The sequence below is a fragment of the Streptomyces sp. MK7 genome (assembly GCF_032658145.1).
Lineage (GTDB): Bacteria > Actinomycetota > Actinomycetes > Streptomycetales > Streptomycetaceae > Streptomyces > Streptomyces spiralis.
The window spans coordinates 1-24,021 of the sequence record NZ_JAVACL010000003.1 but is presented as its reverse complement, the minus strand read 5'-3'; the positions used below and the strand labels follow the sequence as shown (position 1 = coordinate 24,021).

The 24,021-nt window shown below is 71.9% G+C and carries 19 protein-coding genes, 1 tRNA gene and 1 pseudogene; 9 read left to right on the top strand and 12 right to left on the bottom strand.

The genetic code is table 11. The annotated features are described in order from the left end of the window. Nucleotides 1-41 precede the first annotated feature (41 nt). Nucleotides 42-1,859 carry a glutamine--fructose-6-phosphate transaminase (isomerizing) gene (gene glmS / locus R2S09_RS04930; RefSeq protein ID WP_306189920.1) on the top strand — a complete coding sequence of 606 codons (1,818 nt, stop codon included), beginning with the start codon at nt 42-44 and terminating at the stop codon, nt 1,857-1,859. A gap of 107 nt (nt 1,860-1,966) precedes the next feature. Here glmS and R2S09_RS04925 read toward each other — a convergent pair whose 3' ends face one another. Beyond that, nucleotides 1,967-2,533, bottom strand: a complete 567-nt coding sequence (locus R2S09_RS04925) for a GPR1/FUN34/YaaH family transporter (RefSeq protein ID WP_306189919.1) — start codon at nt 2,531-2,533, stop codon at nt 1,967-1,969. Between the two features lie 140 nt (nt 2,534-2,673). Continuing rightward, the gene (locus R2S09_RS04920; protein WP_306189918.1) at nt 2,674-3,201 is read right to left on the bottom strand and encodes a universal stress protein; all 528 of its coding nucleotides are present in this window, start codon (nt 3,199-3,201) and stop codon (nt 2,674-2,676) included. Nucleotides 3,202-3,764: 563 nt separating this feature from the next. Between R2S09_RS04920 and R2S09_RS04915 the strand changes: the two genes are divergently transcribed. The 4 genes from R2S09_RS04915 to R2S09_RS04900 all read left to right on the top strand — a co-directional run bounded on the left by R2S09_RS04915 (nt 3,765) and on the right by R2S09_RS04900 (nt 6,610). Beyond that, nucleotides 3,765-4,037: a hypothetical protein gene (locus R2S09_RS04915; RefSeq protein ID WP_306189917.1), complete on the top strand. Its 273-nt coding sequence runs from the start codon at nt 3,765-3,767 to the stop codon at nt 4,035-4,037. A gap of 379 nt (nt 4,038-4,416) precedes the next feature. Further along, nucleotides 4,417-5,685 (top strand): helix-turn-helix domain-containing protein, encoded by a 1,269-nt coding sequence (locus R2S09_RS04910; RefSeq protein WP_306189916.1) that lies wholly within the window; start codon nt 4,417-4,419, stop codon nt 5,683-5,685. Between the two features lie 120 nt (nt 5,686-5,805). Then, entirely contained in the window at nt 5,806-6,414 is a 609-nt protein-coding gene (gene orn, locus R2S09_RS04905; protein WP_030170802.1) for an oligoribonuclease, read from the top strand. A gap of 123 nt (nt 6,415-6,537) precedes the next feature. Next, nucleotides 6,538-6,610, top strand: a tRNA-His gene (locus tag R2S09_RS04900). A gap of 114 nt (nt 6,611-6,724) precedes the next feature. On the opposite strand, the gene R2S09_RS04895 is transcribed toward R2S09_RS04900, so the two are convergent. The 5 genes from R2S09_RS04895 to R2S09_RS04875 all read right to left on the bottom strand — a co-directional run bounded on the left by R2S09_RS04895 (nt 6,725) and on the right by R2S09_RS04875 (nt 13,676). After that, entirely contained in the window at nt 6,725-7,780 is a 1,056-nt protein-coding gene (locus tag R2S09_RS04895) for a LacI family DNA-binding transcriptional regulator (RefSeq protein WP_306189915.1), read from the bottom strand. A gap of 218 nt (nt 7,781-7,998) precedes the next feature. Then, nucleotides 7,999-9,447, bottom strand: a complete 1,449-nt coding sequence (locus R2S09_RS04890) for a GH1 family beta-glucosidase (RefSeq protein WP_316739947.1) — start codon at nt 9,445-9,447, stop codon at nt 7,999-8,001. A 538-nt stretch (nt 9,448-9,985) separates the two neighbouring features. Next, nucleotides 9,986-10,909, bottom strand: a complete 924-nt coding sequence (locus tag R2S09_RS04885) for a carbohydrate ABC transporter permease (protein ID WP_316739946.1) — start codon at nt 10,907-10,909, stop codon at nt 9,986-9,988. Between the two features lie 14 nt (nt 10,910-10,923). Then, nucleotides 10,924-11,919 (bottom strand): carbohydrate ABC transporter permease, encoded by a 996-nt coding sequence (locus R2S09_RS04880; RefSeq protein WP_306189912.1) that lies wholly within the window; start codon nt 11,917-11,919, stop codon nt 10,924-10,926. Nucleotides 11,920-12,350: 431 nt separating this feature from the next. Beyond that, nucleotides 12,351-13,676 (bottom strand): ABC transporter substrate-binding protein, encoded by a 1,326-nt coding sequence (locus R2S09_RS04875; protein WP_306189911.1) that lies wholly within the window; start codon nt 13,674-13,676, stop codon nt 12,351-12,353. Between the two features lie 496 nt (nt 13,677-14,172). Here R2S09_RS04875 and R2S09_RS04870 point away from each other — a divergent pair. After that, nucleotides 14,173-14,436 (top strand): annotated as a pseudogene (locus tag R2S09_RS04870) (LacI family DNA-binding transcriptional regulator); the annotation flags it as partial. A 352-nt stretch (nt 14,437-14,788) separates the two neighbouring features. Continuing rightward, nucleotides 14,789-16,213, top strand: a complete 1,425-nt coding sequence (locus R2S09_RS04865) for a GH1 family beta-glucosidase (protein ID WP_316739945.1) — start codon at nt 14,789-14,791, stop codon at nt 16,211-16,213. 130 nt (nt 16,214-16,343) lie between these two features. Here R2S09_RS04865 and R2S09_RS04860 read toward each other — a convergent pair whose 3' ends face one another. The 3 genes from R2S09_RS04860 to R2S09_RS04850 all read right to left on the bottom strand — a co-directional run bounded on the left by R2S09_RS04860 (nt 16,344) and on the right by R2S09_RS04850 (nt 20,008). Beyond that, the gene (locus tag R2S09_RS04860; RefSeq protein WP_316739944.1) at nt 16,344-17,792 is read right to left on the bottom strand and encodes a cellulose binding domain-containing protein; all 1,449 of its coding nucleotides are present in this window, start codon (nt 17,790-17,792) and stop codon (nt 16,344-16,346) included. Between the two features lie 111 nt (nt 17,793-17,903). Beyond that, entirely contained in the window at nt 17,904-19,307 is a 1,404-nt protein-coding gene (locus tag R2S09_RS04855; RefSeq protein WP_316739943.1) for a HAMP domain-containing sensor histidine kinase, read from the bottom strand. Beyond that, nucleotides 19,304-20,008 carry a response regulator transcription factor gene (locus R2S09_RS04850; RefSeq protein WP_316739942.1) on the bottom strand — a complete coding sequence of 235 codons (705 nt, stop codon included), beginning with the start codon at nt 20,006-20,008 and terminating at the stop codon, nt 19,304-19,306. The genes R2S09_RS04855 and R2S09_RS04850 overlap by 4 nt, the downstream gene beginning before the upstream one ends. A 162-nt stretch (nt 20,009-20,170) precedes the next feature. Here R2S09_RS04850 and R2S09_RS04845 point away from each other — a divergent pair, with 162 nt between their 5' ends. Continuing rightward, the gene (locus R2S09_RS04845; RefSeq protein ID WP_316739941.1) at nt 20,171-20,698 is read left to right on the top strand and encodes a hypothetical protein; all 528 of its coding nucleotides are present in this window, start codon (nt 20,171-20,173) and stop codon (nt 20,696-20,698) included. Nucleotides 20,699-20,739: 41 nt separating this feature from the next. Here the strand turns inward: R2S09_RS04845 and R2S09_RS04840 are convergent, their stop codons facing one another. Further along, on the bottom strand, nt 20,740-21,609 hold the full coding sequence (locus tag R2S09_RS04840) for a fused MFS/spermidine synthase (protein ID WP_316739940.1): 870 nt from the start codon (nt 21,607-21,609) through the stop codon (nt 20,740-20,742). 151 nt (nt 21,610-21,760) lie between these two features. Continuing rightward, nucleotides 21,761-22,195 (bottom strand): hypothetical protein, encoded by a 435-nt coding sequence (locus tag R2S09_RS04835; protein ID WP_316739939.1) that lies wholly within the window; start codon nt 22,193-22,195, stop codon nt 21,761-21,763. Between the two features lie 283 nt (nt 22,196-22,478). Between R2S09_RS04835 and R2S09_RS04830 the strand changes: the two genes are divergently transcribed. Continuing rightward, on the top strand, nt 22,479-24,021 hold a 1,543-nt coding region (locus R2S09_RS04830; protein WP_316739938.1), incomplete at its 3' end, for a hypothetical protein.

Genomic DNA, 24,021 nt, shown 5'->3' with positions numbered 1-24,021 from the left:
AGCGACATCAACTCGGGAATACGGGGAGAAAAGGGACTTATATGTGCGGAATCGTCGGATACATCGGCAAGCGTGACGTCGCCCCGCTGCTCCTGGAGGGCCTGCAGCGCCTGGAGTACCGCGGCTACGACTCGGCGGGCATCGTCGTCACCTCGCCGAAGGCGGCCGGCCTGAAGATGGTCAAGGCCAAGGGCCGGGTCCGCGACCTGGAGGCCAAGGTCCCGGCGCGCTTCAAGGGCACCACCGGCATCGCCCACACCCGCTGGGCCACCCACGGCGCCCCGTCCGACGTCAACGCCCACCCGCACATGTCGGCCGACGACAAGGTCGCCGTCGTGCACAACGGCATCATCGACAACGCCGCCGACCTGCGCCGCAAGCTGGAGGCGGACGGCGTGGAGTTCCTCTCCGAGACCGACACCGAGGTCCTCACCCACCTCATCGCCCGCTCCGAGGCCGAGACGCTGGAGGAGAAGGTCCGCGCCGCCCTCCGCCTGGTCGAGGGCACGTACGGCATCGCGGTCATGCACGCCGACTTCGCCGACCGCATCGTCGTGGCCCGCAACGGCTCGCCGGTCGTGCTCGGCATCGGCGAGAAGGAGATGTTCGTCGCCTCCGACATCGCCGCGCTGGTCACCCACACCCGGCAGATAGTCACCCTCGACGACGGCGAGATGGCCACCCTCAAGGCCGACGACTTCCGCACGTACACCACCGAGGGCACCCGGACGACCGCCGAGCCGACCACCGTGGAGTGGGAGGCCGCCTCCTACGACATGGGCGGCCACGACACCTACATGCACAAGGAGATCCACGAGCAGGCCGAGGCCGTGGACCGGGTGCTGCGCGGCCGGATCGACGACCGGTTCGCCACCGTGCACCTGGGCGGCATCAACCTCGACGCCCGTGAGGCACGCGCGGTGCGCCGGGTGAAGATCCTCGGATGCGGCACCTCCTACCACGCCGGCATGATCGGCGCCCAGATGATCGAGGAGCTGGCCCGGATCCCCGCCGACGCAGAGCCGGCCTCCGAGTTCCGGTACCGCAACGCGGTCGTGGACCCCGACACGCTGTACATCGCGGTCTCCCAGTCCGGTGAGACCTACGACGTGCTGGCGGCCGTTCAGGAGCTCAAGCGCAAGGGCGCGCGGGTCCTCGGCGTCGTCAACGTGGTGGGTTCGGCGATCGCCCGCGAGGCGGACGGCGGCATCTACGTGCACGCCGGTCCCGAGGTGTGCGTGGTCTCCACCAAGTGCTTCACCAACACCTGCGTCGCCTTCGCGCTGCTCGCGCTGCACCTGGGCCGGATCCGCGATCTGTCGGTGCGCGACGGCAAGCGGATCATCGAGGGGCTGCGCAGGCTGCCCGAGCAGATCTCCGAGATCATGAAGCAGGAGGAGGAGATCGAGGAGCTGGCGAAGAGCTACGCCGACGCCCGCTCCATGCTCTTCATCGGGCGCGTCCGGGGCTACCCGGTGGCCCGTGAGGCCTCCCTGAAGCTCAAGGAGGTCTCCTACATCCACGCCGAGGCCTACCCGGCCTCCGAGCTCAAGCACGGCCCGCTGGCGCTGATCGAGCCCGCGCTGCCCACGGTGGCGATCGTGCCGGACGACGACCTGCTGGAGAAGAACCGCGCGGCCATGGAGGAGATCAAGGCCCGCAGCGGCAAGATCCTCGCCGTCGCCCACCAGGAGCAGGAGAAGGCCGACCAGACGATCGTCGTGCCCAAGAACGAGGACGAGCTGGACCCGATCCTGATGGGCATCCCGCTGCAACTCCTCGCCTACCACACGGCGTTGGCGCTGGGCCGGGACATCGACAAGCCGCGCAACCTGGCGAAGTCGGTGACGGTGGAGTAGGCACCGTCCCCGGCCGGAGACGTGAACGACCCCCTGTGTGCCACCTGCACAGGGGGTCGTTCTCTTCAGGGGCCGGGGCCCGCCCAGAACCCCGGCCCGACGGCTGCTCAGCCGGTGGCCGTCACACCTCGGCCGGCAGCGCGTCGCGAAAGGGCCGTCGGCCAGTGCGCGAGGGCCGCGGTCGCCGCGTACCAGGCGGCCGCCCCGGCCGCCACGGCGAACCAGCCGCCCACCTTCGCCAGGCTGGAGTTGTCGGCGAAGCGCGCCACGGCGAGCAGGAGCAGGGAGACGAAGAACAGCCCGTAGGTGGCCTGAGTGAGCTGGTCGCCGCCCGCGAGGGTGAGCGAGAGGACCACGGCGGCGAACAGGGCCAGGAACAGGCCCGAGCTGTTGGCCGAGATCTGGTTGCCGGAGGACAGTGCCCAGGTGAACCACAGGGCTCCGAGGGCGGTGTAGGCCGTGCCGGAGGCACTGTCGTGGTCGCGGAAGGCCAGCAGCCCGACGAGGAACAGGGCTACGCCGCCGACATAGTGAGCGATGGTCACGGCGTCGTCCGCCGTCACGGAGTGGATGACCCCCGTGTACCCGAGGCCGAAGGCCAACAGGGTGACGAACAGGGCGAGTCGGCCGGCGATCGTGGTGGTGGTGCTTCCCGCAGAGACGTCGTTGGCCACGGCGGGCTCCCTTCATTCCTGTGTGCAGTTGTGCGGTGACCGATATATGCCCTTCACAAGGGCACAAACACCTTCTACGCGCGAGTAGCTTGGGCGGTCGTCACACTGACGTGCCAGGTCACGAAAGGGATTTGGGCCCGTTACGGGATGACAACGACGGGCCGCTGGGCCCGCTTGGCGAGCCGGCCGGCGACCGAGCCGAAGAGGCGTCCCACGATGCCGTGCGAGGAGCCGACGACGATCGCGTCCGCCTCGTACTCCTTGCCGACCTCCTCGAGTTCGTGGCAGATGTCGCCGCCGCGCTCGACCAGGATCCAGGGCACCTCGGCGAGGTACTCCGCGCACGCGAGCTCGAGGCCGAGGACCTCGGTGCGGTGGTCGGGGACGTCCACGAAGACCGGGGGTTCGCAGCCCGCCCACACCGTGGTGGGCAGCCGGTTGGCCACATGCACGATGATCAGCCCGGACCGGGTGCGATGGGCCATCCCGATCGCATAGGCGAGGGCGCGTTCACTGGAGTTCGATCCGTCGAAGCCGACGACTACGCCGTGCTTGAACGCCGGATCGCAGGGATGGCGTGGTTCCTGCTCCGCCAGGGGATCGACCGACGCGGGGTCGGCGACCGGCCGCTTGCGGTCCGCGGGTTCGAAGAATTCGTGACCGGCCATGGCTGTCTCGGCGATGTGATCCTTTGTCGGGGACGACAGTCTGTGGCGAATGCTGTGTCCGGGAATCGTCTTCCCGTCCCCATACCCCCAAGGGTACGGCGGCACTCCTCCTTAGCCCAGATCCCGCGCACTCTCCGTGGCGGTCTCCCGGAGCATGCACGACAGGCGCCCGTAACGCAATGGTTGCTGCCCCGTACAGGCGGTTTGCCCGTGGTTCACTCCCCGCGACCGCCCGGTCACCCCTCACTCGGGAGGCCCGCCGGGACACCGTCCGGTGCCGCACAGTGACCGACCCATCGAACATGCGTTGAACCCAGATGATCCACCGCCGCAGGGAGCACCGCAGGGAGCCCACCGTGTCCGCACCTCACCCCGCCCCCGGCCGGCCCCGGTCGCCACGCCCCGCGCCGGTCGCGGCCGAGGGCGCCGGCGGGGCGGGTCACGGCGGCCTCGGGGAGGCAGGGGCCGGCTGCCGCGCGGGGGGTGCCGCAGGGGGCCGCGCCGGGAGCGCCGGGGGAGACGGCCGTGCCGGCGACACCTCCCATGGGCGGGTGGGGGACAGCGTGGGTGATGTGGTTCGGTGGGGCGTCTTCAGTTGCGCGCTCGTGCCGGTGGTGCTGGTCTGGTACGGCACCTCGCTGGCCGGAGCCACGGGGACCGCGTTGGGGCTGGCGGCCGTGACCGCGGTCTGTCGCGTGCTGTTGAGACAGTCGGAGCGCGGGGCGGCCCGGCTGCGCGCGGAGGAGCGCGTCCCGCACCGCGGACGGCACCAGCGGACGGGCACGGGGGCACATCGGGGCGGCCGTCACACCGGGGGTACGACTCCGGCCGCCTGACCGGTTTCCGCGCACGCGCCCGTATCTTTTCAGCCAACTTCTCGAACTCGTGCATCGCCCGGCCGAGGTACCCCCCAACCCCCGTTCGACCTGCACCGAAAGGGTCTCGGCGACCCTGCGCACCCTACGGGGATTGGCCACTGCGACGAGGCGCACTTCCCTGCACGCCCCACGAGTGCGACGCTTCGTGATCGAATGCTTCACGCCAAGTTGCCATGTCGACAATGTGCCGGGTGCTGAACTGGTCACCGTGGCACGGCGGGACACAGTAGATTCGATCTTGACGGTACTTACGGCGGGGGACTCGTGCAGGACCGAGGGGAAACGTGCAGGAGCGACACAACCGAGGAGCCGCGACCACCGAGGGGGGCTTAGCAGTATGAGCCACGACTCCACTGCCGCGCCGGAAACCGCGGCCCGGAAGCTTTCCGGGCGACGCCGCAAGGAGATCGTCGCGGTGCTGCTGTTCAGCGGCGGCCCCATCTTCGAGAGTTCCATACCGCTTTCGGTGTTCGGGATCGACCGCCAGGACGCCGGAGTGCCGCGCTACCGCCTGCTGGTGGCAGCCGGCGAGGACGGCCCGCTGCGGACCACAGGGGGCCTGGAACTCACCGCGCCGCATGGCCTGGAGGCGATCTCGCGGGCGGGCACGGTCGTCGTGCCGGCCTGGCGGTCGATCACCTCTCCGCCACCGGAGGAGGCGCTCGACGCGCTGCGCCGGGCGCACGAGGAGGGCGCCCGCATCGTGGGCCTGTGCACCGGGGCGTTCGTCCTGGCGGCGGCGGGCCTGCTGGACGGCCGCCCGGCGACGACCCACTGGATGTACGCGCCGACGCTGGCCAAGCGCTATCCGTCGGTGCACGTCGATCCCAGAGAGCTGTTCGTCGACGACGGCGACGTGCTGACGTCGGCGGGCACGGCGGCCGGGATCGATCTGTGCCTGCACATCGTGCGCACGGACCACGGCAACGAGGCGGCCGGCGCGCTGGCCCGCCGCCTGGTGGTTCCGCCGCGCCGCAGCGGCGGTCAGGAGCGCTACCTGGACAGGTCTTTACCGGAGGAGATCGGCGCCGACCCGCTCGCCGAGGTCGTCGCCTGGGCGCTGGAGCACCTCCACGAGCAGTTCGACGTGGAGACGCTGGCGGCGCGGGCGTACATGAGCCGTCGTACGTTCGACCGCCGCTTCCGCTCGCTCACCGGGAGCGCACCGCTGCAGTGGCTGATCACGCAGCGGGTGCTCCAGGCGCAGCGCCTGCTGGAGACGTCGGACTACTCGGTGGACGAGGTGGCGGGCCGCTGCGGCTTCCGCTCCCCCGTGGCGCTGCGCGGCCACTTCCGGCGGCAGCTGGGGTCGTCCCCGGCCGCGTACCGGGCGGCGTACCGCGCGCGCAGGCCGCAGGGCGAGCGGCCCGGGGACGGCGAGACGGGTCCGGCGGGACCGGGCCAGGGACCAGGGCAGACAGCGGGACCGGCGAACGTGACCGGCCCCACGGGCGTGGGCGCCGCGGCGGCCCCGGTCGGCGTCCCGCAGCCCTCGGGCCCCGCGTCGTCGTCCCTGCACACCGAGGGTTCCCTGCCGCACCAGGCCGCCCGCCGTGCTCCGGCGGCGCTGTCGGCGAGCCTGCCGGGACAGCGCGGCGGCGTCTGAGCGACGGCTGACGGACGGCTGGAGAGAACGGGGTGGGCAGGCGCCGGCGCGCCTGCCCACCCCGTCCCCGTCGCCGCACGGTCGGCTCAGCCCGCGGCGGAGCGCCGTAAGGTGAGACACATGAACGATCGCATGGTGTGGATCGACTGCGAGATGACCGGCCTCTCGCTGTCCGACGACGCGCTCATCGAGGTGGCCGCCCTCGTCACCGACTCCGAGCTGAACGTGCTCGGCGAGGGGATCGACATCGTCATCCGCCCGCCGGACGCGGCGCTGGAGACGATGCCGGACGTGGTGCGTCAGATGCACACCGCGTCCGGCCTGCTGGCCGAGCTGGCCGGGGGCACGACGCTCAAGGACGCCGAGGAGCAGGTCCTGGCCTACGTCCGCGAGTACGTGAAGGAGCCCGGCAAGGCGCCGCTGTGCGGGAACTCGGTGGGCACCGACCGCGGCTTCCTGCTGCGCGACATGCCGACGCTGGAGGGCTATCTGCACTACCGGATCGTCGACGTCTCCTCGATCAAGGAGCTGGCCCGCCGCTGGTATCCGAAGGCGTACTTCAACAGCCCGGAGAAGAACGGCAACCACCGCGCCCTCGCCGACATCCGCGAGTCCATCGCGGAGTTGCGCTACTACCGCGAGGCCGTCTTCGTGCCGCAGCCCGGCCCCGACTCCGAGACCGCCAAGACGATCGCCGCGAAGTACGTCATGCCTGCTCAGCACGGATGACACAGGGCTGACCGGGTGCCGCGAAGGGGCGCCGCGAAACTCGTGCGCGAGCACCCCTTCGGACCCTGTACACTTTTTCTCGGCCGGTCGGGGAACGACGAAAGTCAACCGCCGCCGGTCATGGTGGGTGTAGCTCAGCTGGTAGAGCACCTGGTTGTGGTCCAGGATGTCGCGGGTTCGAGTCCCGTCACTCACCCTGAGCAATCAGCCGGTGACCTTCCGACATACGTCGAGGTCACCGGCTGATTGGTTTTCCAGGGGCCCCGGCCCGGACGCCGGGCGGAGCCCCCTCCGTCCGCCGGGGCCTGCCTCACGACGACGTACGGATCACCAGCTCCGTGGGGAGCACCGCGTGGCGGCGTTCCGGGCCGCCGGGGGCCGAGGGGCGGCGGTCGGCGATCTCTGTCAGGAGCAGATCGATCATCGCCCGGCCCATCTCCTCGATGGGCTGGCGGACGCTGGTCAGCGGCGGGTCCATGTGGCGGGCGATGGCCGAGTCGTCGTAGCCGACCAGGGCCACGTCGTCCGGTATGCGACGGCCCCGCTCGCGCAGCACCTGGCGGGCGCCGGCCGCCGTCACGTCCGAGGCGGCGAAGACCGCGTCCACGTCCGGGGCGCCCTCCAGCAGGCGGGTCATCGCGCGACGGCCGCCCTCCTCGGTGAAGTCGCCCGGCTCGATGAGCAGTTCGTCCACCGTGACGCCCGCCCCCCGCAGCGCGTCGCGGTAGCCGTCGACGCGCCGCTGGGCGCCGTAGACGTCCATGCGGCCGGTGATGTGGGCGATACGGCGCCGGCCGCGCTCCAGCAGGTGCTCCACGGCCGAGCGCGCGCCGCCGTAGTTGTCGGAGTCCACCGAGGTCAGCGTCTCCGCCACCGAGCGCGGGCCGCTGATCACCGCCGGGATCTCCAGCTGGGCCACCAGGTCGGGCAGCGGGTCGTCCGCGTGCACCGACACCAGCAGCACCCCGTCCACGCGGTGCGCGGCCAGGAACTGGGCCAGCCGCCGCCGCTCGCGGTCGCCGCCCGCGAAGATCAGCACCAGCTGCATCTCGGTGTCGGTCAGTTCGGCGCCGACACCGCGCAGCATGTCGGAGAAGTACGGCTCCGCGAAGAACCGGGTCTCCGGCTCCGGCACGACCAGCGCGATCGCGTCCGTGCGGTTGGCCGCCAGGGCCCGCGCGGCGGTGTTGGGGACGTAGCCGAGCTCCGCGACCGCGGCCTCCACCGCGGCCCGGGTCGCGTCGCTGACCCGTGGCGAGCCGTTGATCACGCGGGACACGGTGCCGCGGCCCACACCGGCCCGGGCAGCGACCTCCTCCAGGGTCGGCCGCCGGATGCCCCGGCCCCGCCCACCGTTGACCGCCATAGTCGCCGCCTTCCGTTCGCACCCCTCAGGCCAGGAATGTAACAGTAGGGACCTGTTCCGCTCCCGCCCCCATCGTCCCTCCCCCGCGCCACCGCGGCCCCCACGCTCCTCGGGCCGCGCGGGACCGTGACCGGGCCGCGCGGGACCGCGACGGGGCGCGGCCCCGGGTGACTGCCGCGCCCCTGGAACCCGACGGTCGGGTCAGCCCTGGGCTCCGCTCACCACGCGGCCGGCAGGGCGTTGTTGCGGATCACTCCGGCGTACCAGTGGGCGCTCGCCTTGGGGATACGGCGCTGGGTGGCGTAGTCGACGTAGACGGCGCCGAAGCGCTTCGAGTAGCCGTAGGACCACTCGAAGTTGTCCAGCAGGGACCACAGGAAGTACCCGCGCACGTCCGCCCCGTCGGCGACGGCGCGGCGCACGGCCTCGAGGTGAGCGTGCAGATAGGCGATCCGCTGCGGGTCGTTGACGCGCCCCTCGGGGGAGACGTAGTCGTCGAAGGCGGCGCCGTTCTCGGTGACCATCAGCGGCAGCTGCGGGTGCGAGGCCGCGAGGCCGGTCAGCAGGGTGTGCAGCCCGTCGGCGTCGATGGCCCAGTTCATCGCGGTCACGTCGTCGTTGGCGAGGTGGAAGGCGATGTCGTCGCAGCCGGTCCACGGAGAGTGGTCGCTCGCGCCGTGGCCGTCGTTCTTGGTGGTGGCGGTTGTGTCGGTGGCGAGGGAGACCACGGTCGGCGAGTAGTAGTTGACGCCGAGCACGTCGATGGGCCGGGAGATCTCCGCCAGGTCGCCGTCGTGCACCAGCTGGTCCCAGTCGACGAGGTGCGCGGTGTCGGCGAGCAGGTCTTCGGGGTAGGCGCCGTCCAGGACGGGGCCGGTGAAGATCCGGTTGCCGACCGCGTCGATGCGGCGCGCGGCCTCGGCGTCGGCCGCGCTGTCGGTCAGCGGGCGCACCTGGTGCAGGTTGAGGGTGAGGGAGGTCTGCGCGGTGGACGGCAGGACGGAGCGCAGCGCGCCGACCGCCTGGCCGTGGGCGAGGTTGAGGTGGTGCGCGGCGCGCAGGGTGGCGGCCGGGTCGGTACGGCCGGGCGCGTGCACGCCGGAGCCGTAGCCGAGGAAGGCGCTGCACCACGGTTCGTTCAGGGTGGTCCACACGCCGACCCGGTCACCGAGAGCGCGGGCCATGATGTCGGCGTACTCGGCGAAACGGTGCGCGGTGTCGCGGTGCGGCCAGCCGCCGGCGTCCTCCAGCTCCTGGGGCAGGTCCCAGTGGTACAGGGTGGCGACCGGCGTGATGCCCGCCTGGAGCAGCTCGTCGGTGAGCCTGCGGTAGAAGTCCAGGCCGCGCTCGACGGCGGGCCCGCGGCCGGTGGGCTGGACCCGGGACCAGGAGATGGAGAAGCGGTACGCCTTGAGGCCGAGGTCCTTCATCAGCGCGACGTCGTCGCGGTAGCGGTGGTAGTGGTCGGCGGCGATGTCACCGGTGTCACCGTTGCGCACCTTGCCCGGGGTGTGGCTGAAGGTGTCCCAGATGGAGGGGGTGCGGCCGTCCTCGGCGGCGGCGCCCTCCACCTGGTAGGCGGCGGTGGCGGCACCCCAGACGAAGCCCGGCGGGAAGGAGGTGTCCGATGCCTGCTGGGCACTGGTCTCGGGTCGTACGGCGGTCATGGTGAGAACGCTCCCAAAATGGCGTGAGAAGGGGACGGACGGTGGTCCGGCGGTGCGGGACGGCCGGTCGGCGCGTGCGGGTGGGTGCCGGGGGTGGGCGAGTGCGGTGGGACGAGTGGGGGGGCGGTGGAGTGGGGTGCACGGCGGCAGGTGGGGGGCAAGGTGGCGATCGCGGGTCGAGGGGGGCGAGTGGGGCAGGGGCGTGTGGGCGCCCGGTCCGGTACGGCCCGCGTGCGGGGCGGGCCGGAGGTGCGGGTCGTACCGGACGGGCCGTACGGGTGCCTACGCGTGGCAGGCACCACGCGACGGACGGCGCACGACAGGCCGTACGAGACGGCTGGAGAAGAGGGACCGAAGAAAAGAGGACTGGAGGAGGAGACGGACTGAAGGAAGAGCCGGACTGGAGGAGGAGCCGGTCGGGCTGGAGGAGACGGGCGGCGGGAGACCGGTCGTCGGGGCGGCCGGCGCGGGCGAGGGCGACGGCACGTACGGCGACGCGCACGGGCCGCGCGCCCGGCCTCGGCCGGCCCCGACGGCATCAGCCCTTGACGGCGCCCGCCATGATCCCTCCGACGATCTGCTTGCCGAAGACGACGAAGACCACCAGCAGCGGCAGCGTGCTGATCAGCGCACCGGCCATGACGATGCTCTGGTCGGGGGTGTAGGAGGCGCTGAGCTGGCCGAGCGCGACCTGGAGCGTCGGGTTGTCCTGGTTCAGCGCGAGGAAGGGCCAGAAGAAGTCGTTCCAGGCCTGCACGAAGGTGAGCATGCCGAGCACCATCATCGCGGGCCGGGCCGCGGGCAGCACCACGTTCCAGACGATGCGGATGTTGCTCGCCCCGTCCACCTTGGCCGCCTCGATCAACTCGTAGGGCAGGGCCTCCAGCAGGTACTGGCGCATGAAGAAGACACCGAAGGCGCCGACCAGGGTCGGGAAGATCACCGACTCCAGGTGTCCGCCCCATCCGATGTCCGACATCAGCATGAACAGCGGGACCACGCTGAGCTGCGGCGGAATGGTCAGGGTGGCGATGACCGCCGTCATCAGCACACCACGGCCGCGGAAGCGCATCTTGGCGAAGGCGTAGCCGGCCAGGGTGCAGAAGAACAGGGTGGCGGCGGTGATGCAGCCGGCCACGATGACGCTGTTGACGATGGCCTTGCCCAGGTGGGCCTGGTCCCAGGCCGACTGGAGGTTGCTGAACAGCCTGCCGCCCGGAATCAGCGGCGGCGGGCTGTCCAGGACCCGCTGCTGATCGTGGGATGCGGCCACCAGCGTCCAGTACAGCGGGAATATCGAGGCCACGCCGACGACGACGAGCGCGACGTAGGTGAACGGGCCGCCCTTGAGCTGCTGGCCCGCGCCGATCTTGAAACGGCCGCGGCCCTTGTCCGACGGGGCGGCGTGCCTCACCGGAGGAAGGCCCGGCGCGGCGGTCTTGGTGGGACTGGTCGTGGTCATGGATATCGCTCCCGTCAGGCCGCGCTCTTGCGCACGAGATGGCCGACGATCCAGTTGATCAGGGCGATCAGCAGCAGCAGGACGAGCATCGCCCAGGCCACGGCCGCGGCCGGGCCCAGATGCCCGAGCTTCCAGCCGTAGTTGTAGAGGTAGATGCTGAGCGTCTCGTACTGGTGGTCACTGCCGCCGACGGAGCCGAGGGTGCCGCCCTGCAGCAGCAGCGGCTCACCGAACAGCTGCATGGAACCGATCGTCGAGATGACGATGGTGAACAGGATCGTCGGACGCAGCGAGGGAATGGTCACCTTGCGGAACTGCTGCCAGCGCGTGGCGCCGTCGATCGAGGCCGCCTCGTACAGGTCGCTGGGCACCGCCTGCATGGCCGCGAGATAGATCAGGGCGTTGTAGCCGGTCCACCGCCAGATCACGATGACCGAGATGGCGATCTTCGACGTCCAGTCCCCGTTGCCCCAGTCGGTGTCGCTGGGGGCGCCGAAGAAGTGCAGCACCCAGTTGAGGATGCCGCCGTCGGCCCTGAAGACCAGGGCGAAGACCAGGGCCGCGGTGGCCACCGAGGTGGCGTACGGGGTGAGGATGACCGTCCGCCAGAACGCGCTGGCGCGCAGCTTGTAGTTGAGCAGATGGGCCAGGCCGAGGGCCACGAGGAGCTGCGGAACGGTGGAGATGACGCCGATGACGAAGGTGTTGGAGACGGCCGTCCAGAACTCGGAGTCCTGCAGGATCTTGGCGAAGTTGTCGAAGCCGACCCACTCGGACTGGTTCAGGCTCGTCATCTCCACCCGGTGCAGGGCGATCCAGCCCGTGTAGAGGAGGGGATAGAGCCCGAAGGCGCCGAAGACGAGGAAGAAGGGGGCGATATAGGCGTACGGCGATGCGATGTCGTCGAAGCGCCACAGCCGGCTACGCCACGTGGCGCGCTTGTCCGGCGCGGCGCCGGAGCCGCCGGGGGGCGGGGTGTAGGCACCCCGTGCGGGAGTCGTGGTTGCCACGGAGGGAGTCCTTCCCTGGAGGTTCTGGGCCGGTTACGGGGCGGGAGGCACATGCAGGGGCCGGGCACCCGTCCCGCCGCTCCCTGTGCGGATCGACCGCGGTTCCGGGCGGTCCGCGCCACGGCCTGACGTGCGTGCGGGGCCGGGCCCGGCCACCGGACACGGGGTCCGGCCGGCCGGGCACCGGCCTGGGGCCTGGTGCCCGCCTGTCCGGTGGTTCCCGCCGGGCGCGGCGGGCCCGGCGGGAAGCGCCGGCCAGGCTGTGGTCCTGCTGAGCGTGGTCGTGCTGGAACAGGATCCCGTTGCTCGTGGTCCCGTGCCCGGGCCGGCCCCGCTCGACTGCCTCGCGCCCGCGGCGGGAGCCGTCGTACGGCTCCGCGCGCGGGCGCGGTGCGGGCGGCCGGAGGGACCGCCCGCACCCCGGGCGGTCGTCAGCCGATCGCCTTGTCGATCGTGTCGGTCGCGTCCTTCCAGGCCTTGTCGGGCTTGGTGCCCCGCTGCTCCATGTTGTTGATCTGGGTGGAGATGGTGTCCTTGATCACGCCGTCCTTCGGGCCGAGCACGGCCTCGGGGATGGACTTGGCCTCGTCGGCGTAGATCTGGCCGATCGGGGCGTCGTTGAAGTACGGGAGCTTGGCGGTCTTCACGCTGGCCAGCCCGTAGGCGCCCGTGTTGGAGGGGAAGACACCGACGGCCTTGAACACGGCGGCCTGCTGCTCGGGAGCGGTCAGCCACTTGACCAGCTCGGTGGCCTCCTTGACGTGCTTGCCGCTCTTGGGCACGGCCAGGAAGGAACCGCCCCAGTTGGCCGCGGTGGTGCCGGGGGCGCGGGTGATGTCCCACTTGCCCTTGTAGGCGTCACCGGAGTAGGTCGAGATCTGGGCGGCCATCCAGGCCGGGCACACCATGGAAGCGATCTTGCCCTTGCGCAGCGCCGCCTGCCACGGGTCCTGGAACTGGGGCAGACCACCGCTCAGCTTCTTCGCGGCGGCCTCGGCGGCCAGGTTCCAGCCCTGCTTGACGGCCGCGCTGTCCTTGTAGACCGCCTTGCCGTCGGCGTCGTAGTACTGCTGCGCGGAGGAGCTGACGACCGCGTTGTACATGGCGCTCGCGGAGTCCATGAAGAAGGTGCCGGAGGGCGCCTTCTGCTTGTACTGCTCACCGAGCTTGAGGTAGTCCTCCCAGCCGCCCGAGACCGCCTTCGCCACGGCGTCGCGGTCGGAGGGCAGACCGGCCTTCTGGAAGAGGTCCCTGCGGTAGCACAGGGACATCGGGCCGATGTCGGTGCCGGCGCCGATGACCGTGCCGTCCTTCGCGGTGGCCTGCTTCTCCTTCCAGGAGACCCAGTCGCTCACGTTGATGGACTTGCTCAGGTCGGCGAACTTGGCCGCCTGGGTGTCGACGACCTCCTTGATGCGGCCGACCTCGATGCCCGTGACGTCGGCCAGGCCGCTGCCCGAGTTCAGCTGCTGAAGCAGCTTCGGGTAGTAGACCTGCTCATCGGTGGTGGTGTCTTCCTTGACCGTGATGTTCGGGTGCAGCTTGTGGTACTGCTCGAACAGGCCGGCTTCCTTGTAGCCGAACTGGCCGAAGTCGGCCAGTTTGAGCGTGATGTTCCCGTTGGAATCCGAGGCGTTCGAATCGTCGCCGTTGTCGCTGCTGCAACCGGTCAGCAGCAGGGCCGAGGCCGTCAGAACCGTCGTGGCCACGGCCGCTGCTCTGCGACCGCGGCCACCGCCGGTACGGGTGATGCGCATTCCACTACTCCTTGTTCCAGTGGGGAACGGGGACCTCAGGAATCCGACCGCCGAGGTACGACGGTCCGGACCTGCCCTCTCGGGATCGAGCAGCGGCCAGCCCACAGCACTCGGCGTGCGGTGAAAAGGTGCTGGTCAACGGTGTGCCAATGGGTACAGAGGGAAGGGCCGTTGGTGGTTTTCGTCCACACGGGAGAGAGCCCCGGTCACCCGTGGGACCGCTCCCACGCGGCATGTCCGGAAGACTCCTTGCTGCTGGGCCAGGTGTCAAGACTTGAAAACGGCGTTGTTGCGCAAGCGTGTTCCGCGCGTCACGTGAATGTGTCGCACGACGGGGCGTAACCACCCCGTCATCGTCCGGCCTCACGCCCGATTCGCGCAGGTCACCGGCGGGTCGGCCACGGAAGCGGCGGCTCCGCGCGGGGCTCCGGGGCGGTGGCCGGATTTTTCTGGGCCGGAATGAAGCGACCCCCCACGAGGCACCGGAAGGTGAACGATGACCGCTGCCGAACTGCCGCAGCCGCACAGGACCGCGGACGTCCGGCGCCCGACCCTGAACGCCGTCGCCGCCCGCGCAGGCGTCGGCCGCGGCACGGTCTCCCGGGTGATCAACGGCTCGCCCAAGGTCAGCGCCCGTTCCCGGGCGGCCGTGGAGCAGGCGATCGCCGAACTCGGCTACGTTCCCAACCGCGCGGCCCGCTCCCTGGTCGCCCGTCGCACCGACTCGGTGGCCCTGGCCGTCCCCGACGCCGCGACCCGGTCCGGCGAGGCTGAGGGACGGTCCGGCAGGGCTGAGGGGCGGCCCTGCGAGGACTCGGGGGCGGCCCGGTGGGGGCTCGGCGGCGGGCCGGCGGCGACTGAGCGGCGACGCGGAGGCTCGGCAGGAGCCAGGGACCCGGCGACAGCTCGGTTCGGGCCGCCGACGGCTCAGCAGGGCCGCCCCGTCCATCCCGGCCCGCGGGTCTGCCGGACCATGCGCGCCCCAAGCCGTGCGCACCGCCGAGTCGGCTGGGCGGAGGCTTCCGGTCCAGGTGTGCTTCGCGGCAACCCCCTGTTGGTGTGGGAGCGCTCCCATGCATAATGGGGCCCACTCGACTCGTGGGAGCGATTCCATGCCCGAACCGATGACCGTGTCCTTCCCTCCCGCCTTCCTCTGGGGCGCGGCGACGTCCGCGTATCAGATCGAGGGCGCGGTGCGGGAGGACGGCCGTACCCCCTCGATCTGGGACACCTTCAGCCATACGACCGGCAGGACGGCCGGCGGCGACACCGGAGACGTCGCCGTCGACCACTACCACCGCTACCGCGACGACGTGGCCCTGATGGCGGAGCTGGGCCTGAACGCCTACCGCTTCTCGGTCTCCTGGCCGCGGGTGCAGCCCACCGGCCGGGGCCCCGCCGTGCAGGTGGGCCTGGACTTCTACCGCCGGCTGGTCGACGAGCTGCTGTCCCACGGGATCAAACCGGCCCTCACCCTCTACCACTGGGACCTGCCGCAGGAACTGGAGGACGCGGGCGGCTGGCCCGAGCGGGAGACCGCGCTGCGCTTCGCGGAGTACGCGCAGCTCGTCGGCGAGGCGCTCGGCGACCGCGTGGAGCAGTGGACCACGCTCAACGAGCCGTGGTGCAGCGCCTTCCTGGGCTACGGCTCCGGAGTGCACGCGCCGGGCCGGACCGAGCCGCAGGCCGCACTGCGCGCGGCCCACCATCTGAACCTCGCGCACGGACTGGCCGCACAGGCGCTGCGCTCGGTGCTGCCCGCCCGCGCCTCGGTCGCCGTCAGCCTCAACTCCCAGGTGATCCGGCCGCTGTCGCAGGACCCGGCGGACCTCGCGGCGGCACAGCGGATCGACGACCTGGCCAACGGCGTCTTCCACGGCCCGATGCTGCAGGGGGCCTACCCGGCGACGCTGCTGGAGGCCACCTCGTCGGTCACCGACTGGTCGTTCGTCCTCGGCAAGGACCTCGCGGACATCCAGCAGCCGTTGGACGCGCTCGGCCTCAACTACTACACGCCCGCGCTGGTTTCCTCGCCCGAGAGGGCGCCCGAGGGCCCGCGCGCGGACGGGCACGGGGCGAGCGAGCACTCGCCGTGGCCGGGCTCGGACGACGTGGCGTTCCACCAGACGCCGGGCGACCGCACGGAAATGGGCTGGACGATCGACCCGGACGGGCTGCACGAGCTGATCATGCGCTACAGCCGTCTGGCGCCCGGGGTGCCGCTGTACGTCACGGAGAACGGCGCGGCCTACCCCGACAAGGTGGACGGCGACGGCCGCGTGCACGACCCAGAGCGCATCGCCTACCTGCACGCCCACCTGGCGACGGTCCACCGCGCCCTCGCGGACGGGGCGGACGTGCGCGGCTACTACCTGTGGTCCCTGATGGACAACTTCGAGTGGGCCTACGGCTATGCCAAGCGGTTCGGCGTGGTCTACGTCGACTTCGAGACCCTCGAGCGGACTCCGAAGTCCAGCGCCCACTGGTACGGGAAGGCGGCCCGCAGTGGGCAGCTTCCGCCGGTGGACGCTCTCTGACCAGGCGGGGCACCGAAACACCGGGGGTACGGGGAGGAACCCCCGGCGGGGGAAAGTGCGGGGCGCGGCACGCGGAAGCACTAGGGGAGTGCCGCGCCCCCACGGGGGGGTCGTGCCCGGTCGGGCGCGATCAGTTGAAGGCGCCGAACGCCTTGGCGAAGGCGAACGGGTCCTGGGTGATGGAGCTGCAGGTGGCGTCGGCGGTGGGCTTGGTGCCGCCGGAGCACTGCTTGTCGCGGGTGGCGGACCACATGGAGAGCCAGCCGAGCCCCTTGGACTTGGCGAAGTTCACCAGCTGGGTGGCGTCGTCGACCTTGAAGACCTCCGAGGAGACGTCGTTGACGCCGATCATCGGGGTGACGGCGACCGTCTTCCAGGCGGCGCTGTCGGACAGGCCGAGGACGCTCTTGATCTGGGCCTGGGTGGCGGTGGCGGCCTGCTCGGCGTAGGTGCCCATGTCGCCGCTGTAGGAGGCGCCGTAGTCCATCGCCATGATGTTGACGGTGGAGATCTTCACGCCGTTGGACTTGGCGTTCGCCAGCAGGTTCACGCCGTCCTGGGTCAGGCCCTCGGGCATGACGGGGAGGGTGAAGGAGACGTCCAGGCCGGGGTGCTGCTGCTGGAGCTTGGCGATGGCCTGGGCGCGGCGGGTGTTGGCGGCCGTGTTGGGCAGCGCGCCGCCCTCGACGTCGAAGTCGACCTTGGTGAGCTTGAACTGGTCCACGGCCTTGCCGTACGCCGCCGCCAGCGCGTCCGCCGAGGAGCAGGTGGTGGCCAGCTCCGAGCCGGAGGCACCGCCGAAGGAGACGCGTACGTCGCCGCCCTTGGCGCGCAGCGCGCCGATCTGGGACGCCACGCCGTCGCTGCCGAGATCGGTGACGCCGCCCCACTTCGGGGTGCAGCCGCCGCCGTCGGTGACGAAGGCGAGGTTGTAGTTCTTCACTCCGGTCGCGTCCGCGCTCTTCAGCAGGTCGAAGGCCGGGTAGAGGGAGGTGTCGACGTAGGGCGCGAAGCCGGCGGAGGTGGTGGTGCCGGTGCCGGTGCTCTGGGACGGTGTGGGGGTCGGCGTCGGCGTGGAGCTCTTGGTGGGGGTGGGAGTCGGCGTCGGGGTCGCGGACCGGGTGGGCCGGCCGGTGGGTTCGGGGGTGGCGCCGTCGTCGGCGGAGCACGCGGTGTCGTCGATACGGCAGCCGGTGGGGTCACCGGTGCCGTTGACGACGAAGCCGACGGTGACCGACTTGCCCGGGGCGAGCCCGGCGGTGTCCCACTTGGCGGGCTTCACGGTGACGTGCTGCCCGCTGACGCCGGCCTCACCGTTCCACAGCGAGCCGAGCTTCGCGCCCGCGGGCAGATCGAACTCCAGCCTCCAGTCCTTCTCGGTCTGGCCGCTGTTGTTGGTGACGACGTACTGCGCGGTGTAGCCGGTCGACCAGTCGCTGGTCCTGGTGTACGCGGCTCCGACCCCGGCCGCCTGCGCGGTGGCGGTGAACACGAGCGCTCCGCCGCCGACCGCGGCGGCCGCCACGAGACCGCCTATCGCCTTGTTCCTGCCACTGATCCTGCGCCGGTGCGTGCTCATGCGCGTGCCTGCCTTCGCTGTTCACTGGGGGTGAGGTGCGGCAGCACGCTAGCGGCCCCGAAGGGGACAAATCCCTTGATACGGGCGGTGGTTGAGGATCTTAGGGTCCGCTTAAGGAAGGGATCGGGGACGGTTAAAGGTGGAGACCAGCCTGCCCGCCCGGCGTCTTCGTACGGCCCCCCGGCGGGCCCTGCCCGCAGGCCTGCGTCCGGCCAGCTGGAACCAGATGCGGACCTCGGTCCCGCCCAGCACCGAGGCGCCGATCCGGACGTCGCCGCCGGTGGACTCCGCCAGGCGCCGCACGATGTCCAGGCCGAGCCCGGTGGATCCGTCGTTCCCGGAGCCGCTTCCGCGCAGCATGGCCTCCTCCGGGTCGGGTATGCCGGGGCCCGCGTCGGAGACGAGCACGATCACGGCGTCGTCGCCGTTGTGCACGTCGACCGCGAAGGCCGTGCCCTCGGGGGTGTGCCGGAAGACGTTGCCGAGCAGGGCGTCCAGTGCGGCGGCGAGATCGGCGCGGGCCACGGGTGTGCGCACCGGCCGGTCGACGCCGGCCACGCGCCACTTGCGTCCCTCGTCCTCGGCCAGCGCGGACCAGAACTCCATCCGCTCCCGCACCACCTCGGCCGCGTCGCAGCCCGCGCCCGGACCGGCGGCCGCCGTCTGCGGCTTGGCCTCGCGGGCGGTGCGGATGATGGTGTCCACCTCACACTCCAGCTGGGCGACCGCGGCCCGGGTCTGCTCGGCGGCCGGCCCCTCTCCGAGGGAGGCGGCGTTCAGCCGCAGCACGGTCAGGGGGGTGCGCAGCCGGTGGGACAGGTCGGCCGCCAGCTCCCGCTCGTTCGCCAGGAGTTGGACGACCTGGTCGGCCATGGAGTTGAACGCGACCGCCGCCAGCCGCAGTTCGGTCGGCCCCTCCTCGGGCACCCGGGCACCCAGCCGGCCCTCCCCCAGTTCGTGCGCGCCCTCGACGAGCCGCTGCGCGGGCCGCACCATCCGCACGCCGAGCCGGTCGGCGACGGCGACCGAGCCGACGACGAGCGCGGCACCCACGCCGGCGAGCACCGCCCAGGCCGTGCCGACGCCGTTGGTGACCTCGGCCTCGGGGACGTAGACCTCGACGACCGCGATGGCGCCGGAGCTGAGCGCGACCGGCTGGAGCAGGGTGGATCCGCCGGGCACCTCGGTGGTGGAGGCGCGCCCCATCCTCCGCACGGTGGCGATGTCCGCGTCGGCGGCGTGGCGGCGGCCGATGTCGACGGCCGGCTTGCCGTCGGCCGCCGGTATGTGCACGGCCATCTGCGCGTCCGAGCCGGCCGAGGCGACGACCCGCTCCAGCTGGTCGCGCTCGGTGGTGATGGACAGCGCGGGCGCGACGGCCGCGGCCTGGCGCTCGGCGCCTGCGAAGGCGCGGTCGCGGGCCATCTCCTTGATGACCAGTCCCAGCGGTACCGCGAAGGCGACCACGACCATCGTGGTGACCGCCAGACAGACCTTGACCAGTGCCCATCTCATCGCGCCGGCTCCGCTCCGGGCGGTTCCAGCTTGACGCCCACGCCCCGCAGGGTGTGCAGATAGCGGGGCCGGGCGGCGGTCTCGCCCAGCTTCCGCCGCAGCCAGGACAGATGCACGTCGATGGTCTGGTCGTCGCCGTACGACTGCTGCCACACCTCGGCCAGCAATTGCTTGCGCGGGACGACCACACCGGGCCGCCGGGCCAGGAAGGCGAGCAGGTCGAACTCGCGCCGGGTGAGGTCCAGTCGTACGCCGTCCAGCTCGGCCTGGCGGCGCAGCGGGTCGACGGTCAGGCCGCCGACGCTCAGCACGGTGGACGGCGCGGCCTCGGCGGCGCCGGAGCGGGCACGGCGCAGCACGGCGGCCATGCGCGCCGACAGGTGCTCGACGGCGAACGGCTTGGTCAGGTAGTCGTCCGCCCCGGCGTTGAGCAGCCGGACGATCTCCGCCTCGTCGTCGCGGGCGGTGGCGATGATGACGGGGACGTCGGTGATGCCGCGCAGCATCTTCAGCGCCTCGGAGCCGTCCAGATCGGGCAGTCCGAGGTCCAGGACGACCACGTCGAAGCGGATATGGGCGACCTCGCGCAGCGCCTCCAGCGCCGTGCCGACACTGCGCACGGTGTGCGAGGCGTCGGTCAGATGCCGGATGAGCGCCGAGCGTACGAACTGGTCGTCCTCGACCACGAGCACACTTGCCATGCGCCGCACCGTACGCCATGCCGACCGGTCCGGTGCGGGCCTGTGGACAACTCCGCACCGCTCGCGACCGCCTGTGGACGAACCGGGCGAACTCCTGTGGACAAACTCACCTCGGCCGTCCGCCGGCGACACCGGTGGGGCGGGTGAGGCACTATGGCCGCGATGCACAGAGGACTCGTACACGTACTGGCGTGGTCGCTCGCGACGAGCGCGGCGGTCACGCTGTCGTGGTGGGGTGTTCACACGGTGATGGCGGGCACCGTCTACGACCCGCCGCGCGCCCTGCCCATCACGGCCGCCGGGGCGACCACGCCGGAGTCGGCGCCGCTCGCCTCCTCCACCTACCGGCCCGCCCCGTCACCGAGCCCGTCGCGGCGACCGAGCGAGTCGCCGCGCACCCCGGCCGCCCCCAGCGCCTCGAAGCCGGCGCCCGCCACCAGCCCCGCGAGCCCCTCCCCCACCGCCTCCGGCCATGTCAAGAGCTACGACACGGCGGGCGGCCGGGCGGTCTTCGACCTCGGCACGGCCTCGGCGACCCTGGTCTCCGCGACCCCGGGAACGGGCTGGTCGATGCAGGTGTGGAAGACGGAGAGCTGGATCCGGGTGGAGTTCACCTCGGGCACGAACCGGGTGTCGGTCTTCTGCACCTGGCACGACGGGCCGCCGCACGTGGAGGTCGGCAACTACTAGGGCCGGTCGCTCCGTCGGAGCCGGTCCGTCCGTTGCGGTGCTCAGCGGAAGACGGAGGGTGGCGGGGCCGGTGAGGCGATCGCGGCGGCGTCGGAGACGGGGAGGGCTCCGCCGGTGAAGTCGGTGAGGGCACGGCCGTGTTCGACGCGGCCCGGGTGGGGGTCGGAGGCGGCACGGCGGGTCAGTTCGGCGACCGGCAGCGGGAGGTCGCCGGCGACGAGCACCGCATTGCCGAAGCGCTTGCCGCGCAGCACGGTCGGGTCGGCGACCAGGGCGAGTTCCCCGAACCGGGCGGCGGCGGTGGCGATCTGGCCGCGGACGTGGGCCAGTGGCGGGCCGTCGGCGAGGTTGGCGGCGTAGAGCCCGCCGGGTTTCAGGGCTCTGCGGACCTCGTCGAGGAACTCCGTCGAGGTGAGGTGGGCGGGCGTACGGGCGCCGCTGAACACGTCCGCGACGATCACGTCGGCCCAGCCGTCCGGCACCTTGGCGAGTCCCGCCCGGGCGTCCACGGACCGCACCCGGATCCGGGCGCCCGCGTCCAGCGGCAGTGCGCGGCGCACCAGTTGGACGAGGGCCGCGTCCCGCTCGACGACCTGCTGGGTGGAGCGGGGCCGGGTGGCCGCGACGTACCGGGCGAGCGTGAACGCGCCTCCGCCGAGGTGCACGGCGTGGATCGGCTTCCCTGCGGGCGCGGCGAGATCGATGACGTGCCCGAGCCGCCGCTGGTACTCGAAGGACAGATATGCCGGGTCGTCGAGGTCGACGTACGACTGCGGGGCCCCGTCGATCAGCAAGGTCCAGCCCCGTGCCCGTTCCCGGTCGGGTATCAGCTCGGCCAGCCCGCCGTCGACCTGCTCGACGACGGCCTCGGCGGCTCCGCGTTCACGGCGCGGGTTCCTGGACCTTCCCATGGGGCCATTGTCGCAAGCGGCACCGGGCCGCACGCGCGGGCGCGGGTCGCGCCGGTCAGCCGGTCACGCCGGTCAGTCCCTCACGCCGGTCAGTCCGTCGCGCCGATCCGGCCCGGTCGCTCCGCCCGCGGCGTCTGCGCCGCCGGAAGTGTCAGCTGCAGCTGTCCGCCGCCTGGATCATCCGCGCCGCCTCGCCCAGGGCGCGCCGGAGCACGGCGGGGTCCGTCGTGAGATCGGCCTCCCCGGGCGGCACCAGCCAGTCCGAGCCCTCCACGGGCCGCTCGGGGGCGAGCCGCAGTCCGCGGCCGTCCGTCCTCGTGCAGGTGCTCCCCGGGACGTCCCAGCCCGCGGCCGTGCCCGCCGGGACCACGAAGCCCAGCGTGTCCCCGCCGTCGTCGTGCAGTACGGGTCCCACGGCGTCCGCCGCCCCGCGGCGCAGGATGTCGACGGCCTCCAGGCCCTGCCGTGCCGGCACCGTCACCAGGTCGCACCCGGCCCCGGTCACCGCCGTCGGCGGCATCGGTGACGTCGGTGACGGCGCGCAGGAATCAACGCTCCCGTTGGACTGCGTCCCGGCCTCCACCACGCGTACCCCTCCTCGTGAGCGAGCGGGTCGGGAGCCGGGTGGCTCCCGGTCCACCGGGTCCAACGCGGCAACGCGTCAACGGCTACGGACAAAGTCAGCCGCAAAGGATGGCAGTTCATGGCAGATCGTGGATGAGATATCCGGTTTGTAGCCAAACACTGCGTGGCGGACCGGACACAGCAGGTACGTTCTTGCTCGCCGGAAACAGGGTGCCACTCGGATAAGTCGGACAACTCATCCTGTATCCGGCACGGTTCGACGGTTCGCACGAGAGGGCCCGGCCATGGCGTCGTCAACGGTGACCTCGTCTCAGTCCCCACGGCCACCGCGGCCGAATCTCGCTTTCCGGCGACTGCGCGGACACCGCTCGCCGGCCGAGTTCGCCGCGGCGGTGCGGCGGGCCGCCCGCGAGATCGGTGAGCGGGTCAGCTGTGACGCGCGCTACATCGGCCGGGTCGAGGCGGGCGAGATCCGCTGCCCCAACTACGCCTACGAGCGGGTGTTCCTGCACATGTTCCCCGGCCGGACACTCACCGACCTGGGGTTCGCGCCCCGCTCGGCCGTCCGTGGGCGCGCGGCGCGCGGGCCGGCGGACGACCCGCCCCGCCCGCGCGTCACGAGCCGGGAACGCGCCCCGCGTGAAACGCCGGGGGCGTCCCACCCGTATCACCCGTACGAGTACGAGGACTACGACCCGTACGGCACGCAGGACCCGTACGGCAGTGATGACTCGTACGGCACGCAGGACCCGTACCACGGGCAAGATCCGTACCACCAGCACGACCCGTACCACCCGCACGAAGACCACGAGGAGAGCGACGTGCTGCGTCGCGCATTCATGACCCGCGGGGGCGCCACGGTGGCCGCCGCCTCGCTGGGCCCCCTGGGGCTCGCCTTCGACGCCTCCGCCGCGGACCGGGCCGTCCGCCGCGCCGGGGCGAGCGACGCGGGCGCCCTCGAAGAGGCCGTCCGCAGAATCCGGTTGCTCGACGACCGGCACGGCGCGGACGGTCTCTACCGGCGCGCGGCGGCTCCGCTGCGCGCCGCCTACGCGCTGCTCGACGCGGGCGCGACCCGGCAGGCCACCGCGGACCGGCTGCACTCGGGCGCCGGTGAACTGGCCATCTCGGTGGGCTGGCTGGCGCACGACTCCGGCCGCTTCGACGACGCCCGCTCGCACTACGCGGAGGCGCTGGCCACCGCACGCATGACCTCGGACCCCGCCCTGGAGGCGCACGCGTTCTGCAACACGGCGTTCCTCGCGCGGGACGCGGGGCGGCCACGGGAGGCGGTGCGCGCCGCGCAGGCCGCCCAGCGCGTCGCGCGCGGGCTGGGCTCGGCGCGGCTGATGTCGCTGCTGGCGCTGCGCGAGGCGGGCGGCTGGGCGGGGCTCGCCGACCGCACCGGCTGCGCACAGGCCCTCACCCGCGCCCAGGCGCTGTACGACCGGGGCACCTCGGACACCGACCCGGAGTGGATGAGCTTCTACGGCGAGGCCGAGCTCCAGGGGCTGGAGGCGCAGTGCTGGTCCACGCTCGGCGACTGGGAGCGGGCGGCGCGGCACGCACGGCAGGCCGCACGGCTGCAGGACCCCCACTTCACCCGGAACATCGCGCTGTACACGGCCGAGCTGGCCGACGACCTCGCGCGCGGGGGGCGTCCCGACGAGGCGGCAGCCGCCGGAATCCGGGTCCTGGACCTCCTGGACCAGGTCCAGTCCTCCCGCATCCAGACCATGCTGGCGGGAACGGCCCGGGTACTGCTGCCGCACCGGCGGGCCAGCGGGGTGTCGGAGTTCCTGGAGAGGCACGCGAGCACGCCACGGT

Coding starts and splice junctions, on each gene's coding strand:
- R2S09_RS04875 (WP_306189911.1), bottom strand. CDS start 13,676: ATGCGCATCACCCGTACCGGCGGTGGCCGCGGTCGCAGAGCAGCGGCC.
- R2S09_RS04840 (WP_316739940.1), bottom strand. CDS start 21,609: ATGGGAAGGTCCAGGAACCCGCGCCGTGAACGCGGAGCCGCCGAGGCC.
- R2S09_RS04860 (WP_316739944.1), bottom strand. CDS start 17,792: ATGAGCACGCACCGGCGCAGGATCAGTGGCAGGAACAAGGCGATAGGC.
- R2S09_RS04885 (WP_316739946.1), bottom strand. CDS start 10,909: ATGACCACGACCAGTCCCACCAAGACCGCCGCGCCGGGCCTTCCTCCG.
- R2S09_RS04850 (WP_316739942.1), bottom strand. CDS start 20,008: ATGGCAAGTGTGCTCGTGGTCGAGGACGACCAGTTCGTACGCTCGGCG.
- R2S09_RS04855 (WP_316739943.1), bottom strand. CDS start 19,307: ATGAGATGGGCACTGGTCAAGGTCTGTCTGGCGGTCACCACGATGGTC.
- R2S09_RS04865 (WP_316739945.1), top strand. CDS start 14,789: ATGCCCGAACCGATGACCGTGTCCTTCCCTCCCGCCTTCCTCTGGGGC.
- glmS (WP_306189920.1), top strand. CDS start 42: ATGTGCGGAATCGTCGGATACATCGGCAAGCGTGACGTCGCCCCGCTG.
- R2S09_RS04910 (WP_306189916.1), top strand. CDS start 4,417: ATGAGCCACGACTCCACTGCCGCGCCGGAAACCGCGGCCCGGAAGCTT.
- R2S09_RS04890 (WP_316739947.1), bottom strand. CDS start 9,447: ATGACCGCCGTACGACCCGAGACCAGTGCCCAGCAGGCATCGGACACC.
- orn (WP_030170802.1), top strand. CDS start 5,806: ATGAACGATCGCATGGTGTGGATCGACTGCGAGATGACCGGCCTCTCG.
- R2S09_RS04895 (WP_306189915.1), bottom strand. CDS start 7,780: ATGGCGGTCAACGGTGGGCGGGGCCGGGGCATCCGGCGGCCGACCCTG.
- R2S09_RS04920 (WP_306189918.1), bottom strand. CDS start 3,201: ATGGCCGGTCACGAATTCTTCGAACCCGCGGACCGCAAGCGGCCGGTC.
- R2S09_RS04845 (WP_316739941.1), top strand. CDS start 20,171: ATGCACAGAGGACTCGTACACGTACTGGCGTGGTCGCTCGCGACGAGC.